The sequence below is a fragment of the Aliirhizobium sp. YIM B11859 genome, assembly GCF_057163345.1.
In genome coordinates this window covers 156,814-172,460 of record NZ_JBXHAY010000006.1, presented here as the reverse complement: position 1 = coordinate 172,460, position 15,647 = coordinate 156,814, and the positions used below count along the sequence as shown (strand labels likewise).

The window sequence follows — 15,647 nt, the reverse complement described above, 5'->3', positions numbered from 1 at the left end:
TCAATCCTCATTCAAAATACGCACGAGATCGTTCGTCCGCTTTTCGAGAAAGCCGCCCCGCTTGAGGGTTAGCCCATGTTGAAGCAGAAGCACGCCCCCTAGTTCGACAAGAACCCAGAGGCGTTTCTTTGTTCCATGATTGGGAACAAGGACGAACGCGTTATAGGCGACCCCAAACTGCAGGATTCGAGCAAGTTCCGGATTGGTCCGTGGTATTTCGTAAAACTCCTCCTGGGGTATTCCGAAAGCATTCGCTCCGCCTCCGAGCGAAGCGTTCCCCTCCAGGCTCTTTTTTACGCAAGCAGCAGCAATACCGTCTCCAAGTTTCTTCACCTGCTGCTGATGTGGGAAATCCCATTCGCGGATCATTTCAGCCGCTCTGCTTCTCAGAAGCGTATGCTGCGAGCTCGCGCTCAAGGTCGCCGGCTTAGACCGGATCAATTGCGTTTCGGATTGAGAGACCAGGCGTGACGCCAATTGCAGGAACTGTTCGGCATTTTCGGACCCCGCGTCGCAAAGCGGATCAATGCCGAAGAAGTAGGGCCTGTCTTGCTTGTGGAGGAGATGGATTTTGGCACCTTCAAAAACCTTGTCGTCAGCAACAAGCGGCCTCGAAGGTTCGGCGTCATGCCCTGCCTCATCAAAGAGCCCCTGTTGCGGGACACGCTTCGCATAACGATGGAAGAGCACACCAAGCATCGAGAGGCGCACCTCTTCGCAGTCCTCAGTTGTATCACTCAAATAAGCGGCGATGTCCTGCTCAAGCCCCATGCGTCGCTCTGCTGTGATCTTATAGCGCCTTTGCAAGCTGTCGATTTGGCTGCCAAGCTTCTCCAATTTCGATTGTGAGATCGGCTCGATGTAGGTCGCGAGAAGATTTCCAAGATCGTTCAATCTTCGGCGATGGAAGATATCCATCTGAGCCAGATAGCGATTGGCCATGCCTTTGGCCATTTTACGGAACGCCCGGCGCTGATTAAGGCGATCGCCTCCGCTCTGCATCCATATAGTGGTGGTTTCCCGCGATCTCTTGAGACCTGGCTCGTCAACCTGTGCGACCTCGATCTCTTCAACGAGCACGTCGGCCGGCGTCAAGGCGTCGAGGCGTGTCAGAACCCAGCGCGATACGCGCAATTCCCGTCGGCTGAGCCAGCGCTGGAGGGCCTGAAACTGGGCAGGATGCAGGCTGTGTGCATCATCGAAGATCACTAGCGGCTTAAGTACGAAGGTGCGGTCGTTTTCTTTCAGCCGAAAGGCTTCAATCACGTCGAACGGGCGATAGGCCGCAGCTGCAACTTCCTTGTCGATCTCTTCGACGTCGGGCGGCACCAAGGCGGCAGAAATGTTGTAGATCGCAAGTTCGATCTCCCGCGCCCGCTCAAGCAGGCCCCGGGCTCCTATCCCGCCAATCGCCGTCAGCGCGGCCTCGGCATCTGGCCGTGCGACGATTTCGATGTCATCGATGGACGCGCCAGCTGACTGCACGTCTCTGATCCACGCAAGTACCGTCCGAGCCTGCAGCAGAGCGGTCATCAATCCACCCTTCAAATCGTCCGGATACGGAAACTCCCAAAATTCCCGATACTCTCCTTCCAGCGGCAGGCGCGCGCCGATGACGGCTGGCGTGCTAGACTCGATCGCCCCACAGACTGTAAGAGTATCGATAAGATCATCATAGATGTCTTGGCCGCGATTGCGCAAAAGCGTTCGCAGGGTCGAATATTGAAACAACCGCGCAAGTGTCGTTTTCCCGCTTCCTGGCGTCCCGATGATCATGGTCAATCGATCGTAGAGTTTTCCTTCTTCCGCGGGTTTCTGGAAGAAGGTAGCCAAGGGCTCGGGCGTGACGACAGCAAGGAATGCTTCATCGTCCCTAAGGTATTCAGTTGCGCGCTTCTCGAAGGGATTGACCATGGTGATCCTATGAATGCCTCTGTCTTCGCCTGAAGAGCGGACGCATCGCCGGCGTTGCTTCACCGCCCTCGGTCTCGGCCCAGAGAATGGCGACGGAATTATTGGGCGTATTGTGTTCGAGAACCACTGGCAAGGCACACCCACCATAGCCAAGCCCGAGATGTTCAACACCACCGACATCCGTGTGCTCCGTCTGGACGGCGGGATCATAATATTTCTGGGTAAGCGCGATGAACTCGGCGTAGCGCTGCGAATTCTTATCGACCGGAAGATCTTGCGGCAGCACGGTGCCGAAAGAGAAATTGATCGTATCCGCCCAGCCATCTGTCTTCAGCGATGCCTTGGCATCTTCTACCCGTTTGACCATCTCCCGCGAACCTGCATCGGTTGCGATATAATGGTGAACGCACAGCTCCCAGTCGGGCGAGAACACGTGTTTCCCGGAGAGTGCCTCGACTGCATTTTCAAGAGACTCTTTAAATCTGGAAAGCTTGCCAGACCATTTTCCCTTTTTCTCGTTCCATCTATGGAATGATGTTCCCGTTCCGACAAAATCGTCAATTAGATAGACGAGCCTGAACTGGGCGTCTGGATCGTCAAGGTCCTTCCGTAGATCGTCAACTAAATCCTGCCACTTGTCTTCATCGAGCTGTGTCGCAAGAACGAACTGCTCATTGGTCAAAATACCCACATTATTGTGCCTGATCCCGTCGATCCTTGCGCCATCGCTCAGGCCCATGAACAAAGTCTGCCGCCGCAGGCGATCCGCAGCGTCCATCGCGCCGCTATCGACATGCACTCGATAACGTGGGATCGCCTTTTCCGCCGCCACCATACTGATAATGCGCTCGCGCACGACTAGGGGGTAGAACTGCTCAACCAGCCGGTTCATTTCGCCTTGTCCGATGTAGATTAGCGATCGCCGGACGAATTCGTAGGCCGTACGCCGCTCCGTGGCATCGAACTGCTGCAGCCATGTCCCGAGGCTTTCAATGAAGCGCATACCTGCCTGGAAATCCCGATAGCCGTCGTACTTCAGCTTTGACATCAGACGCAGCCAGCTAAACTCCCGCCGTGCCTGGTCATCGTCCCAAGCCATGATCTCGCCCAATATCCGCAGCCCGAGCCCTTCGTTCACTTCAGTGCATCCTTAGGAAAGCCAAGCTGCCGGTCCACAACATCGATAAGCCGTATGTATTCCAAGGTCCCTTGAACGCCGCGCTGTCCAACATCGGCGAGGTTCCAACAACTGGCCGGATCAATGCTCGTTTCGTCCACGCTGAGGGTATTCTCGCCGTGCAAGAGTTCGTAGTCGTTGCCCGGCCACCGCCCGCGGTCGCCGATACACAAAAACGACGACGGCCCCAATTCTTTCTTCAGCCTATCGATGACATTTAGCTTCGAGACCGGGGTCGCAATGATGTCCACCGAATGGCTAGAACGGGTAACTTTCACACCAGAACTCCCCGTCGCCATGATCACTTGGTGGGCGATGTCCCATAACCTTCCCTCGCCCATGTCCGCCTTCGACTCCAGCGTGATCTGAAACTGCCGATCAGTCTGTTCCGTAAAATCGGCAAGTTCCGGATGATTCCGCAAAGCATTCGCCAGAGCCGACAGCTCAGTACAGCACGCGGCCGAACCATCCGGAGTAGCATCATCGCTCAGCGCTCCGATTTCCGCCCCGTTGTAATAGCCGATTAGGATCTCGCTCCAATATTCAGCCGGCAACACCGCGCGCAGATCTTTCCTTACCGATGAACCGCGCCCCGTGGCCATCGCCACGCGGCCACCGGCCCTCAAGATCCGGACAAGCTCGTTCACAACGTCCGCTCGGGGCAGCTGGTAGCGGTGCCTCGTATCGACGAGAGTGCCGTCATAATCGAAGACAACGGCCGAAAATCGTCTCTGAAGAAGCTGCTTGCGATAGGCCGTCAACGCGCTTTTCCAACGGGTGAGCTCGCGGGCATCCATGCTCGCCGGCGGCTTTCCGGCTTTGCGGCTTATCGCGGCTTCTTCACGCGGGCTCAAAGCGACAGCGAGCTGCGTTCTCTTGTGGCGCGGAAGAGTAAGATTATACAGCTTGCGCCCGAAATCTGGGACCCCCGGCCGGCCGGGATCAATTCCCACGGCCGCGCCGGCCCATTCGGTAATCCTCAAGGCGGCAAACAGGGAAGACAGCATCGCAGCGACAGGCGGTCCGCCAAGGTCGATCACTGACATCGGGACATCCTGAGGAATCAGGGCTAACGTTCTTTCTGCCAGGGAACGGTCGTGGTCCGAAACCAGTGCGAGGACACCGCTGATTTCTCCCCTTTTAGCAAGCCAGTGGTGCCTGCCATGCGCGAAGTTCCGATAATCGGCTAATTGTAGATTACCCAGCGCCGCTTCGGTGAATTTCGATTCCAGGTCAATGGCCCCAACCTTCGTCGTCGGACCGTGAATAAGAAGCGTCGTCCCCCGAGACCACAGTTTCTCAGTCTCTGCCCGCCATAATTTCACGGCATCATTCTCACCAGCCATTAGATTCTCGACGATCGCCGAGACCATTTCCCACTCATCCTTAGAGCCGAACTGAAGTGCATAGGCCCGGGCTAGCAGCGAGACGAACCCCAGCAAGGAGTTGGTCGCCAAGAATCCATCCTTGCCCGCCGGCGTGGGCGCGATCAAAAAATCAACGAAGGGATGCCGGCGACACAAATCGGCAAGCGGACTGTCTGCTCGCCCACACATAACCGCGAGTTGCCGCGGTTCGCGCGCCAGAAGCGTTTTTGCAGCGGCAATAATATCGACGTTGCCGCCTCCGGCACTTAGAAGCCAATGCGACACACCAACCAGCGGATCAGCAGCGACTTCAAGCGGCGTTGACACAGTTGCTATACGGCCAGTGTAGGTCTGATGGAGGCTGGCGACCGCATGTGCTGCAGTCAGCGATCCCCCAGATCCGATAGCCTGGAGAGGAGCAAGGCCTGCGGTTCGGACGGCCAATCTGAGATCGGAAATATCTTCAGTCTTAGCCCAAGCGAATGTCGCCTCTAGGCTTGCTATTTCCGTTGCATAAGGCTTTGCCATGAACTCCCCGTGCAGGCTTTGTCCCCACCCCGCGTCGCATGACCAACCCATGGGCGAAGGCGTCCGAAACAGAATGCTTCGGCCCTTCCCGTTGTTCGAGAGCGTCTTAGAAAATGGGTCAATACACAACACGTCTGAGCGACGAGAAAAGCGTCATCAACAACTATACGAGGTTGCTGTCTTTTTTCGATTCAACTGCAACGCCGACCGGGAGATGCTTGCCATTTTACGATCGGCGCTCTTCAAATAATCCCCCACGCCCGAAACCTCCCCCTCCCCGTCATCTCGCGCAGGCCGAGCTCCAAAACGATGCGCCGCGCCGCCTGCGGCGTGACCTCGAGCGTCTTGGCGACCATCCCTGCCGACACCAGCGGTGTTGCCATCACCAGCTCGACCAGCTCCGGCAGCTTTGAAGACGTGCGGCGCCCCTCCAGTTTTCGGTCCATCATCGTTTTGGCCAGCGTCAGCCGGTCATGCTCTTTCATGCCGATCTCAGCTGCCGCCAAAAGGCCGTGGACGACGGCGAGCAGCCGGGTTTCCCGATCGCGATGCCGTCGCCGGTCGACGGGGATGGTTTTGAGGCCGAGATTGATGGCGGCGAGATGCGCGCCGGTGGTGATGCCGGCCTCCCGCAGGATCGACGCCGCAAACAGCCGGCCGAGCCACGGCGCGTGCTGAAGAACGGAAAGCTCGTTCCAGGCATCTAGCGCGACGATAGCCTGCAGTATCGCCGGCAAGTGTTCGGCCTGGCGGAGCACGCCGCGCCATTCGTCGAGCCGGGCATCCTCGTCCCAGTCGAGATCATAGATCATCGGATCTTTTTCTTGAACGCTGCCGCGGCCGGGCCGTTTGGCACTCTCGATCGCAGCCTCCGATCGGGCGAGCACCGCATCGATGGCGGCATAGTCGACGCCGGGCAGATTCTCCGTGTCGTCAGCATCGTCCCCCTCCCCTTCCGTATCGAGGGCGGCCGCGGGCCGAATGACGCCGGCCGTCTCCACCTCGCCCGCACCCGCCGACGTGATGTCCGATGTTTGTCGCAAGGTTCGGATACCCTCTGCGGACAGCGCCCAGTCCGGCGACTGCCCAGAAATCCGCCGGCGGGTGCGCAGCACGTCGCGGGCGATGGTGAGTTCGTGGGTTGGGGTGCGGGTATCACGAAAGGCGTCGTGGAGGACGAGGTCCTCGAGATGGACGAGTTCGCCATCGATCCATAGCGAAGCGCACGCGTCGGCGAAATTTTGCCGCTCGAGAAAGCCGGCGCCGACGGGCGAGCGCACAATCCGCTCGTCGAGACGGGTCAAGGCGATACCCGCGTCAAAAGCGGGCCCCATCAAGTTTGAAATGCTGATTTTCGACACATCGTAAGCCATTGATTTTATGGTAAACGATCTCTTACACGAACGCTATATTGATATTGCAGTTCGCCACATGGTATGATTGCAGTTTGAGGTTATAACAATCGATAACAACCTCTTATCGATGGTAGATCGACACGAGTCGCAAATCACTCTATCGTCGCGCAATCCACTGTCCGCAAAGGCCCTCGCCATGGAAGATCGCGTCCGTTTCGCCCTCGAAAAGCTGCTCAACATCGCCCACCAGGATTCCGGCCAGGGCCGGCGCGTCGCAAACTTCATCCTCGCCTGGTGGAACGCTGACGTGCATGGCGGCTTCGATCTCACGGATCTCGCCAATGTCGATCGCGAAGTCGCCGAGGACATGGCGACCGTCTTCACCTGGCTGGCGCGCGAAGAGGATCTTCACTATCCCCACGACTATCGCAGCGAGATAGAACAGATTATTGCTCGCTGGCGGCCGCAGGTCGAAAAAGCCTGATGGCGCCTACCCGCGAAGCTGCCAGTCTTTCCGGTGTCGAGCGCCGCGCCGTCGAGCTCGACACGATTGCATCGGTGCTGCCGATCGATCGACGCGACGAGCTGGCCGAGCTGCTCACCGATCACGACATCGAGACGCTGCGCCATCTCGTCGACGAAGGCATGGGCGCCAACACGCTGCGCGCCATTACATCCGATCTCGCCTATATCGAAGCCTGGGCCTTGGCCGCGACAAAGCGATCGCTGCCCTGGCCGGCGCCCGAGGCACTGCTCCTCAAATTCGTCGCCCATCATCTCTGGGATCCGCAGAAGCGCGCCACCGATCCCGATCACGGCATGCCGGCCGATGTCGACGAAAACCTTCGCGGCCAAAGTTTTCTGAAATCGACCGGCCCGCATGCGCCGGCAACCGTGCGCCGACGATTGGCCAACTGGTCGACGTTGACGAAATGGCGCGGCCTTGATGGAGCCTTCGCCTCCCCTCCCCTCAAATCCGCCATCCGGCTCGCCGTGCGCGCCGTGCCGCGCAAGAGGAGCCGAAAGAGCGCCAAGGCGGTCACCGGCGATATCTTGGCGAAGCTCATCGCCACCTGCTCGACCGATAGCCTGCGCGACGTCAGGGACCGCGCCATCCTGATGGTCGCTTTTGCCTCCGGGGGCCGCCGGCGCAGCGAAATCGCGGGATTGCGGTGCGAACAGCTGAGCGTAGAGCCGCCGATCGAGGCGGCGGGCAGCCCTCCCCTGCCCTCGCTTGCCATCCACCTCGGCCGGACAAAGACCACGAGCGGCGAAGAAGATGATGTCGTCTATCTGACGGGCCGGCCGGTCGAGGCGCTGAACGCGTGGATCGCCGCGGCCAAGATCGACAATGGCAGTGTGTTTCGGGGGATTGGTCGATGGAACACCGTGTCCAAGCGTCCGCTCGATCCGCAGTCGGTCAATGCGATCGTAAAACAGCGGGCGGAGATGGCTGGATTGGAAAGTGGAGAGTTTTCGGCACATGGACTGCGATCGGGATATCTGACCGAAGCGGCCAATCGGGGTATCCCCTTGCCCGAGGCTATGGAGCAAACACGGCATCGATCGGTGCAGCAAGCCTCGAGCTATTATAACAGCGCGACGCGGCGTAGCGGACGGGCTGCGCGAATGCTCTAAGTGCTGGCATATGTTTAGGCCGGCGATCTAACGCGGCGGCGACCGCTTCGGGCGGGCATTCGAACAAACAGTCTCGATGCGAGCGCAGCGGGCTCAACCCGTTTTTTGTTCATCTTCGTCAACAATACGAAGTATTGATGTGAAGGAGGAAATGACGGCGCCAGCGCCACCATATGTGACCAACTGCCCCTCCTCGAAATAATGCTGCGTAAGGCCCCAAAAAGCCTCCCGCGGTAGCGGAATGAGTGCATTAGGGTTGTGAAACACCTGTAGTTCGTCTGCCCAGCCTTCGTAATAATCATTGCCTCCCACCTCCTCGACGAACGGTATGCCGTTGACCGCGTTCGGATCAGGATCGTAACGGAAGCCGGTTCGCAGGTAGCGATGGTCAGGCGGATTATATCCAGCCAATATGCCGATCCTGTCGAACTTAGCGATTGTCCCGGCATTCGAAAAAAGCACTGCTGAAACGTTTTCGGAATCAGGCAGCGAAAAAAAACCTGACTCGATTTTTTTGCTTTTGAAGGTGTGGCTCTGTAGGTCGTGGTGAGTGATTTCTAGCTTGCCATCGACCAGTTTCCAATCGGCGGTGAAGCCGTAGAGATAGGGCCATATTGCGGACTGGGTGTAGGTCATCGAACCGAGCTCAGTCTCCGTTGCCTCCTTGTGAAAATCGGCAATCGCAATCACGAACGGCATTCCCTGCGCTGCGGTTTCCTCCCAGTACGCTTTGCCCGTGGCGGACCTGCGGCCGAGCTTTTTGGTCAAGGACGCCCCATACTTAATCGGCATGTAGTCTTTTAGGAAAGCCGCCATTTCCGCTCGTGTCTGTGGGTTTGGGTGGTCTGCCAGCACACCGTCCTTTGACGGCGCTGTGGTCGTTGCCTCCACTGTAAAAGCGACGTCGGGTCGGCTCACGCGGTAGTCGGGTGCTTCCAGGTGCTCCACGTCGTAACCACCCTCCCGAAAGGCAGCCCAGAGATACAACTCCCATAGCCGCTGATCAAACTGGTGCCGCTGAAACTCTCTTACAAAATGGGGATCGGTCGCCGTCAGCCATGGCCCGATTTCGCGCAATACAGCGCGGGCTGGGGCGCGACCTGGCTGTTTCAGCAGCTCGACAAAATAGGGGTGCAATTGACCGTCATTCGTCCCCGGCAAGATCGACAGCAAATCGATAGCCGAATTTGTTTCGTCGCCCTGGATGCCAAACTCAGCCAAATCCTCTTTGCGGCTAACTTCAGAAATTCGAAGACGCAGCTCTGCTTCAGCTCTGCGAGGACTGTCGACGCTCACGTTGAGGTCAACACTTCGAAAGCGGCCCAGTTTGTCTCGAACCATCAAAGCCCAACCGAAGTCATTGTCGGTGATATCCCGAAAGACGACCCCGACGACGTTTTCGTCCAGGTCTGACCAGTACGAAATCTCTTCCGTCATCAGGTAAGTTTGGGACCGACGAGTGCCTATCGCAAACAGATCAAACCTTGCCTTACTCAGCGCCTTTGCCATTACTCCCCCCAACGTTAGACAGTTCATTGTCGATTGCGATGCCGCCCATTAAGGACAGTGGTGGGGCACAAGGCGCGCAACTCGTCCAGAAGGACAGCGACGTCTTTCGGCTCCAGATCCAGCATTCCAAAAAATTTACGACCGAAGCCGCCGAATGATGTCCCTATAGCTTTCCCGTCCGTCCCATCTTTCAAGATAAACCGGTCGTGCAGCTTGTCAGTGCTGAAATGCCTCAAGTTGCGGCCTTGTTTGAGCGCGTCTCGCACAATTGGGCGGACTGCGTTCTCATAACCATTCGTGTAAAGATCCAAGATCTTTGCAGAAGACGGGATGAGCTTGGCCAGTCCAGCCGCATACGATGCAACGTCAGGGTAAAGTTCGGACTCCGTGAACCTCATGAGATATGGATCGCAGATGACGATTTCCGTTGAACCCTTCAGCCAATTTCTAAGCTGCGCCAGCCCGTCCCTAGCCTCGTCCAGTCCGGCTTTGACGATGAGTTTCATGTACAGCCGGGGGCGCTCATCCTCTTCCGTAACTTGCGCACCACGGCGCAGCTGCTCACACAGCGTTACCAGTGTCTCCTCGAATTCCCTGGACGTTAGGAGGCTTGGACCAGGCTTACCGCTGCGTATCTGCGCAAGGCACGCTTCGAATAATCTCAAGCATTGAACTCGGGTATCATCATCAATTGCATCACCGTTCACGACCCTCAAATCTCCCTACGACGCTATGGGGCTGGCTGAAGGTCGCGATACGAAAAACCTCCAACTGCCGAACCAACCGCATACCAAAACAGAAGCGGCCGCATTCTCACGGTTAATGCCAACCACCAGCAGCGTAGATATTACTGCACGCCACTGCTTTCACGGCGGGGACATGTTCACGACGCCCGTGAACGGCGATATCCGCGATTCGCGCTCTATCGTCACCTAGATATTTCTTGCTTCGAAGCCCCGGATGTCCCGCCGACCGTGTAAGTTCACTTTTGACCACAGATTTCGCCGTCTCTAGCACATACGAAAACGTGCATCCTGAAAAGTGACGTCATTTCATATGGTTGCCTCTGTTGGCACCTGCCAACAGTTATCCTGTCTTCAATCCTGACTGGTTGTTCGCCTTCAGAGCCGCCATGATCATCGGGCCTAGTGAAAATTCGCCGAGCGACGCCCGTCGGCTCAGATCCCGGAGATAGCCCCCTGGCGAGTTGATAAAAGCGGACCTCTCCAGAATACATGCGACAGCCACCGCAGCATTTTCAGGCCCCATGGTTTCGCAGGCTTCTTGATAGGCTGACGGGCTGACGCCCAGCATGGATCGAACCACCACCGCGGCTGACATCAGATCATGCCAGCTACCAATCTCACCGCCAGGGCCGTAATCGATGACCGTGGGGCAAGCCTTCACCACCACACCCAACGGGAAAGCCTTTAACGGCTCGCTTATGCGGCCACTGGTCTTGCTCGACTTTGCCTCCTGCTCTTTTCTAGAGCTAGGTTCAAATTCATCTAAGGATTCTGGTTTTGAATTCTGTATGTGCTGCTCGTTAAGATCAGCATTGGTGCTCTTATTTTCAGATTCATCCTGATCATTCAGGCGATTAATGATCTCATCGTACAGCATCTGCATTTCGTCGAGGATTGGAGCGATGGTCGACAAAGTCGGAACGCGAGGAATCCGGCCTACGATACCAACGTAAATATCCTCGATCGCAAGCCAGTCGCCGTCAGCGCCCTCTTCCATGGCTGCCGTGATCAACTTCCGCACGTCACGGCGGCAAATGGTCAGAGTCTCCCGAGTGCTTCTGAAAATAGCCCTGTCAGTGGCAACCTGTTGCGCCATTAGAGCGAGTTCTTCTGATCGCGCCAGCAACGGTGAAAGATCGAAACCGAATGCAGTCTCTATTTCGCCCGTGTGATCCTTCCGCGCGTAGCGTTTGCCGTTGGGACTGTCTTTGCGGAGGATGAGACCCGCCTCGACAAGGATAGCAATATGGCGCCGCATGGCGGCTCCCGACATACCGTGCGCCCGCAACGCGAGCTGGGTATTCGACGGGAAGACCACCAGACTGTCGTCCTGACACAGTTCGTTTTGCGGATGGAACGTCAGCAGCGCGTCAAGAACGGCAACACTATTCGAATGGATCCCAAGCGGATCCATGGCTGCAGCCACGTCCCGGAAGACCTTCCATTTGTCGGCGGTCTTGCCTTGCTTGATCTCGGCCATCGCCGTCTGGCGTCGCACGAGGGCAAGCGTCACCGGTCGCCGCCCGAACGGCGTCGTTACACTTCCAGTCTGCATCGTCTCTCACCTTTCAGAAGGCAAAAGAAATCCGCTCACCAAAGTGGTGCCAAGACTCTTGACGAGGATTCGTGGAAGTGCGATTCTATGTTTCTCACGACGATAGAATTGGGTTCCACGGTGGCAACGCTGTTGGGGCCTTTTTCTTTTCCCGGCTTACTCTCCGTTTTTCCGTTGGTCATCGGCCAGATGCTCTTCGTAGAGCGTCGGCAATTTCTCAAGAATGAAAGCTGCGAATGCCGGCGACAACTTCTTGTCGACGGTGATTTCGAGCTTTGCCTTGCTGTTCTTCACTTCAGCCAATCGAACGCCAGATGGCGAAGCGAGGATGCCAGGGGCGCCCTTTGCCACTCGGCGCGGTTTGAGGTGCGAAATGACAGCTTTGAAGCGATCCTCCGAACCGAGAACCTTCACCTCGTCAGACACTGCGTATTCGACGGTTGCCTGTGGGGTAGGGGACTTTTCGACCAAGTCGGAAAGCTCCAACCAGCGCGGACGACCGACGCCGGGAGCTGATCCGATCGCGTCAATCAAAGCGGCTGGCAGGGCATCAACAATAGCAAGCATCTTTGACAGGTCGCCTTTGTCCACCGATAGCGATGCGATGATTACGTCGCGGGAAAACTTCTCTTTGAGGCGGGCTGCAAACCGGGCCTTCTCGATGAATGTCAGATCCTGACGCTCGTTATTTTCCTGTCCCTGAGCGATCACCAATTGTTCGTCGGTCAGGTCGCGGACGACAGCCTTCGCCTTTAGGCCAAGCTGCTTGAGGGCCCGCAAACGTCGATGACCGAACGCGATCTGAAAGCGGCCGGTTTGCTCCGGGTGAGGGCGAACCAGAATCGGAACCTGCTGTCCCTGTTCCCGCATTGAGGAGAGCAACCCCTCGATGTCACCGTCCATCCTGTCCTGCACGAATGAAGGATCTATCTCGTCTGTATCCAGCTCGACGACGGCCTGACCTTCAGCCAGCCGACGCTCAATCTCTTCTGCCTTCTCGAAACGTGCCTTCCCCTCGGCCAACGCCGTGCCGACCTGATGGGTCAGTCGCGATGCTGCCGGCGGCGCCTCTGCGTTCAGCATTGGAAGAACCTTGGCCCTCGGAGGTCTCGAAGGCGTCAGCTCGGAAGAAGCTTTTGGCTGCGGGACGCGGAGGATGTCTTTGCGGCTCATGCGGCTCTACCCCATGCTTTCTTGATCAGGGACTCGATCTCGTCGTTCACACTGTTCATCGACTCAAGCGCGCGGTCGTAAGTACCGCGCGTAAATTGTGCTCGTTCCACCTCGTAAAGCGTCTGATTGGTCAATCCAGCATCCGAAACAGCGGTCGTCTTCAGCATCGGAAAATTCAGGACATTCTCACCGAAGATTGCCCGCAGGTATCCGACCATCTGGTTTTGAGGGCTGTCACTGGGTTCGAAGCGGGTCACCAGGTAGCGCATCCAATTGTAGGTGAAGTCTGCGCCGGCAGCTTTGATTTCCCGGAGGAGCTCCGACATCATTCCTAGAAACTGGTTCATCGACATCACATCCAGCATCTGCGGGTGGACGGTGATGAGGACCGATGTAGCGGCGGTAAGCGCAGACAGCGTCAGGTAGCCAAGCTGTGGAGGGCAATCGATTACGACGACGTCGTAGGCGTGAGCGACCTGTCCCAGGACCTCTCCAATCCTGCTGAAGAACATGGTGTCACCGGCCTTGCGCTTCATCAGCGCGGCAGGCGTTTCATGTTCAAACTCCATCAGTTCGAGATTGCCCGGAATGAGATGAAGATCCGGGATATAGGTTGCCGAGATAATCTCGCCCATTGGCCGCGGATCCGTGTAGCGGATGGCACCATATAGGCTTTCGCCGGGTTCAAGTGTTTCTGGCTGTACCCCAAAGAGGGTCGAGAGGCTGGCCTGCGGGTCAAGGTCGATGGCCAGAACGCGATATCCGCGAAGCGCGAGATATTGCGCGAGATGCGCAGCCGTCGTCGTCTTGCCCGAGCCGCCCTTGAAATTCATCACCGAAAGGACTTGAAGTTTTTCGTCATCCCGCCGATGCGGCAAATACCGCCGCGACCCGCGCCCGACTTCGTCGAGATGCTTGCGGATATGGGCGATGTCCTCGACGCTGTAGGTCCGTCGGCCGCCCGATCCGGTTGTCACCTGCAGACCTTGCACCTCGTTAGAAAGGCGTCGAAGGTACACCTCTTTGACACCGAGAAGCTTCGCAGCCTCCGCTGGCTGAAAATTCCGGATGGTTTTCGTGGCGTCGGGCGGGAAAGTCGCAAGGTGGTGGTCTTGCAGCTGCTCCGAGAGCGCAAGCGAATGCCGCGTGATGATGCCCATCAGGTCTTCATCGACAGGAGCGATTTTGGTCGCGATTTTCGCCATGTTGAACCGTCAATCTCGAATTAGCGCTTAACTACGAAAAGTCTGGTGTTTTCCGCTACTGGTAATAAGCATCGATTTTGATGTGGCGGCAAGCTATTTAAGGTTAACGAAGTCTTAACAAGCGCTTGGTTCTGCTGTGCTTTCCTGCCGCCTGCTTGCGTAAAAACCAAGCGCAACAAGCGATTGCGGGGAATCGCGCCGTCAGACAACCTACCACGAAAAAAGAGTCGAGAACTTTTGAGGCCGGCGGATTCGCTTATCCCATCGCGCTGCAGGAGCAGGAATCATACGACTCACCACGGGGTGAGTCGTATATCGCGACATGGATTTGCGTGATTGGTAAGCCGCCGGCCTGGAGCCGTGCATCCCGAAGTGAGAGGCCGCTAAGCGGCCTCCACCCGATCCCTGTCGACGAGGCTGTGGAGGTAATCCGCTACGGCCTGAGCCTTGGCTGCGGCCGTGACGATCGCACGCTTGTCCGCTTTGAGGATCTTCAGCCAGCTTTCGATATAGCTGGCTGTGTTCTCGCGGGGATCGTGGGCGATCCCAAGGTCTGCGCAGACGAAGGCTGCAGACAATTCTCCGACGAGTTCTTCTGCGGCGTAAGCTGCACTTCCGAACCGACCGGAGAGATCGCGATCGAGACGATGCTTGGCACCACTCCAGTGGCCTATTTCGTGAAAAATCGTGCTGTAAAGATGGACCTCGTCGTGAAACCGCTCGCGGGCAGGGATCAGAATGTCATCGAGTGCCGGCCGATAGCAGGCCTGCGTGCCGGCGTAAGTGATCGCCGCACCCGTCATCTCGATGAAGCGTTCGGCCCGGTCGTCGACCGGAATGGGCTCCGCAATGACCGGCTCGACCGGGGTTGTGACACGTTCCGGAAGGTTGTCGATCTGCTCGACGTTGAAGACCGTGTAGCCGCGCAGATACGGGATTCCCTGCTCGTCGTCTTCGCGTTCCTTCGGAGTGAAGGTTCCGTATTTGACGACGAGGGTGCCTTTTTCGCCCTTGCGGACCTGTCCGCCGTGCTCGGCCGCCTGACGATATGTCATCCAGGTGTTTTCGTCATAGCCGCTAAGCTGGCCGGACAGCCAGAGCATCAGGACATTGATGCCGCGATAGGCTTCGCCGCTTGCGCGCCGCGGGATCTGGGAGCCGCGGCTGTTGCCACGCCATGGCCGGATCCAAGGCTTGGTGCCGGCTTCGAGCTGTTCGATAATCGCGTCGGTGATGCGCTGGTAGGTATCGTTGGTCTGCATGGCCGTCTCCTGTCTCTTGGTTGACGGCAAGAACCGGAGATAGCCAAAGCGATGCCGTTCACCCGAAGGGCCGCAACGGAGAGGAGGACCGCGCACGCGGTTGAACGGGGGAGGGGCTGTCGTAGCTTGACCGTCAAACAACCCAAGAGACAGGGGAGGGCGCAGACCAGTGGCTGCTGCTTTGCCGCCACCGAGCCATCATCGAACAGCTCGACGCC

12 protein-coding genes are annotated in these 15,647 nt (G+C 57.5%); 2 read left to right on the top strand and 10 right to left on the bottom strand.

What is annotated here, in order from left to right:
• The 4 genes from AC2GXZ_RS22260 to AC2GXZ_RS22245 form a co-directional block, all read right to left on the bottom strand.
• Positions 1-1,914 (bottom strand): hypothetical protein, encoded by a 1,914-nt coding sequence (locus AC2GXZ_RS22260; RefSeq protein ID WP_483761403.1) that lies wholly within the window; start codon positions 1,912-1,914, stop codon positions 1-3.
• Positions 1,915-1,921: 7 nt separating this feature from the next.
• Positions 1,922-3,052 carry a phosphoribosyltransferase-like protein gene (locus tag AC2GXZ_RS22255; protein WP_483761402.1) on the bottom strand — a complete coding sequence of 377 codons (1,131 nt, stop codon included), beginning with the start codon at positions 3,050-3,052 and terminating at the stop codon, positions 1,922-1,924.
• A complete protein-coding gene (locus AC2GXZ_RS22250) occupies positions 3,049-4,986 on the bottom strand; it encodes a sucrose-6-phosphate hydrolase (protein ID WP_483761401.1) in 1,938 nt (645 codons plus the stop codon). The genes AC2GXZ_RS22255 and AC2GXZ_RS22250 overlap by 4 nt, the downstream gene beginning before the upstream one ends.
• A 242-nt stretch (positions 4,987-5,228) precedes the next feature.
• Complete coding sequence (locus AC2GXZ_RS22245) at positions 5,229-6,359, bottom strand: RHE_PE00001 family protein (protein WP_483761400.1); 1,131 nt, start codon at positions 6,357-6,359, stop codon at positions 5,229-5,231.
• 178 nt (positions 6,360-6,537) lie between these two features.
• Here AC2GXZ_RS22245 and AC2GXZ_RS22240 point away from each other — a divergent pair, with 178 nt between their 5' ends.
• Positions 6,538-6,825, top strand: coding sequence for a DUF7673 family protein (locus tag AC2GXZ_RS22240; protein ID WP_483761399.1), 288 nt, complete (start codon positions 6,538-6,540; stop codon positions 6,823-6,825).
• Positions 6,825-7,979 (top strand): site-specific integrase, encoded by a 1,155-nt coding sequence (locus tag AC2GXZ_RS22235; RefSeq protein WP_483761398.1) that lies wholly within the window; start codon positions 6,825-6,827, stop codon positions 7,977-7,979. Before AC2GXZ_RS22240 ends, AC2GXZ_RS22235 begins: the two co-directional genes overlap by 1 nt.
• 93 nt (positions 7,980-8,072) lie before the next feature.
• Here AC2GXZ_RS22235 and AC2GXZ_RS22230 read toward each other — a convergent pair whose 3' ends face one another.
• The 6 genes from AC2GXZ_RS22230 to AC2GXZ_RS22205 all read right to left on the bottom strand — a co-directional run bounded on the left by AC2GXZ_RS22230 (position 8,073) and on the right by AC2GXZ_RS22205 (position 15,429).
• Positions 8,073-9,488, bottom strand: coding sequence for a hypothetical protein (locus AC2GXZ_RS22230; RefSeq protein WP_483761397.1), 1,416 nt, complete (start codon positions 9,486-9,488; stop codon positions 8,073-8,075).
• Positions 9,489-9,511: 23 nt separating this feature from the next.
• On the bottom strand, positions 9,512-10,195 hold the full coding sequence (locus AC2GXZ_RS22225) for a hypothetical protein (RefSeq protein ID WP_483761396.1): 684 nt from the start codon (positions 10,193-10,195) through the stop codon (positions 9,512-9,514).
• A gap of 379 nt (positions 10,196-10,574) precedes the next feature.
• Positions 10,575-11,789, bottom strand: a complete 1,215-nt coding sequence (gene repC / locus AC2GXZ_RS22220; RefSeq protein ID WP_483761395.1) for a plasmid replication protein RepC — start codon at positions 11,787-11,789, stop codon at positions 10,575-10,577.
• Positions 11,790-11,945: 156 nt separating this feature from the next.
• Entirely contained in the window at positions 11,946-12,962 is a 1,017-nt protein-coding gene (gene repB, locus AC2GXZ_RS22215; protein ID WP_483761394.1) for a plasmid partitioning protein RepB, read from the bottom strand.
• On the bottom strand, positions 12,959-14,167 hold the full coding sequence (repA, locus tag AC2GXZ_RS22210) for a plasmid partitioning protein RepA (protein ID WP_483761393.1): 1,209 nt from the start codon (positions 14,165-14,167) through the stop codon (positions 12,959-12,961). Before repA ends, repB begins: the two co-directional genes overlap by 4 nt.
• Before the next feature lie 383 nt (positions 14,168-14,550).
• A complete protein-coding gene (locus AC2GXZ_RS22205; RefSeq protein WP_483761392.1) occupies positions 14,551-15,429 on the bottom strand; it encodes an ArdC family protein in 879 nt (292 codons plus the stop codon).
• Positions 15,430-15,647 lie beyond the last annotated feature (218 nt).

What these genes read in the sequence shown, in the direction of transcription:
- AC2GXZ_RS22250 (WP_483761401.1), bottom strand. Translation starts at nt 4,986, where the DNA reads ATGGCAAAGCCTTATGCAACGGAAATAGCAAGCCTAGAGGCGACATTC.
- AC2GXZ_RS22230 (WP_483761397.1), bottom strand. Translation starts at nt 9,488, where the DNA reads ATGGCAAAGGCGCTGAGTAAGGCAAGGTTTGATCTGTTTGCGATAGGC.
- AC2GXZ_RS22205 (WP_483761392.1), bottom strand. Translation starts at nt 15,429, where the DNA reads ATGCAGACCAACGATACCTACCAGCGCATCACCGACGCGATTATCGAA.
- repA (WP_483761393.1), bottom strand. Translation starts at nt 14,167, where the DNA reads ATGGCGAAAATCGCGACCAAAATCGCTCCTGTCGATGAAGACCTGATG.
- repC (WP_483761395.1), bottom strand. Translation starts at nt 11,789, where the DNA reads ATGCAGACTGGAAGTGTAACGACGCCGTTCGGGCGGCGACCGGTGACG.
- AC2GXZ_RS22245 (WP_483761400.1), bottom strand. Translation starts at nt 6,359, where the DNA reads ATGGCTTACGATGTGTCGAAAATCAGCATTTCAAACTTGATGGGGCCC.
- repB (WP_483761394.1), bottom strand. Translation starts at nt 12,962, where the DNA reads ATGAGCCGCAAAGACATCCTCCGCGTCCCGCAGCCAAAAGCTTCTTCC.
- AC2GXZ_RS22240 (WP_483761399.1), top strand. Translation starts at nt 6,538, where the DNA reads ATGGAAGATCGCGTCCGTTTCGCCCTCGAAAAGCTGCTCAACATCGCC.
- AC2GXZ_RS22260 (WP_483761403.1), bottom strand. Translation starts at nt 1,914, where the DNA reads ATGGTCAATCCCTTCGAGAAGCGCGCAACTGAATACCTTAGGGACGAT.
- AC2GXZ_RS22235 (WP_483761398.1), top strand. Translation starts at nt 6,825, where the DNA reads ATGGCGCCTACCCGCGAAGCTGCCAGTCTTTCCGGTGTCGAGCGCCGC.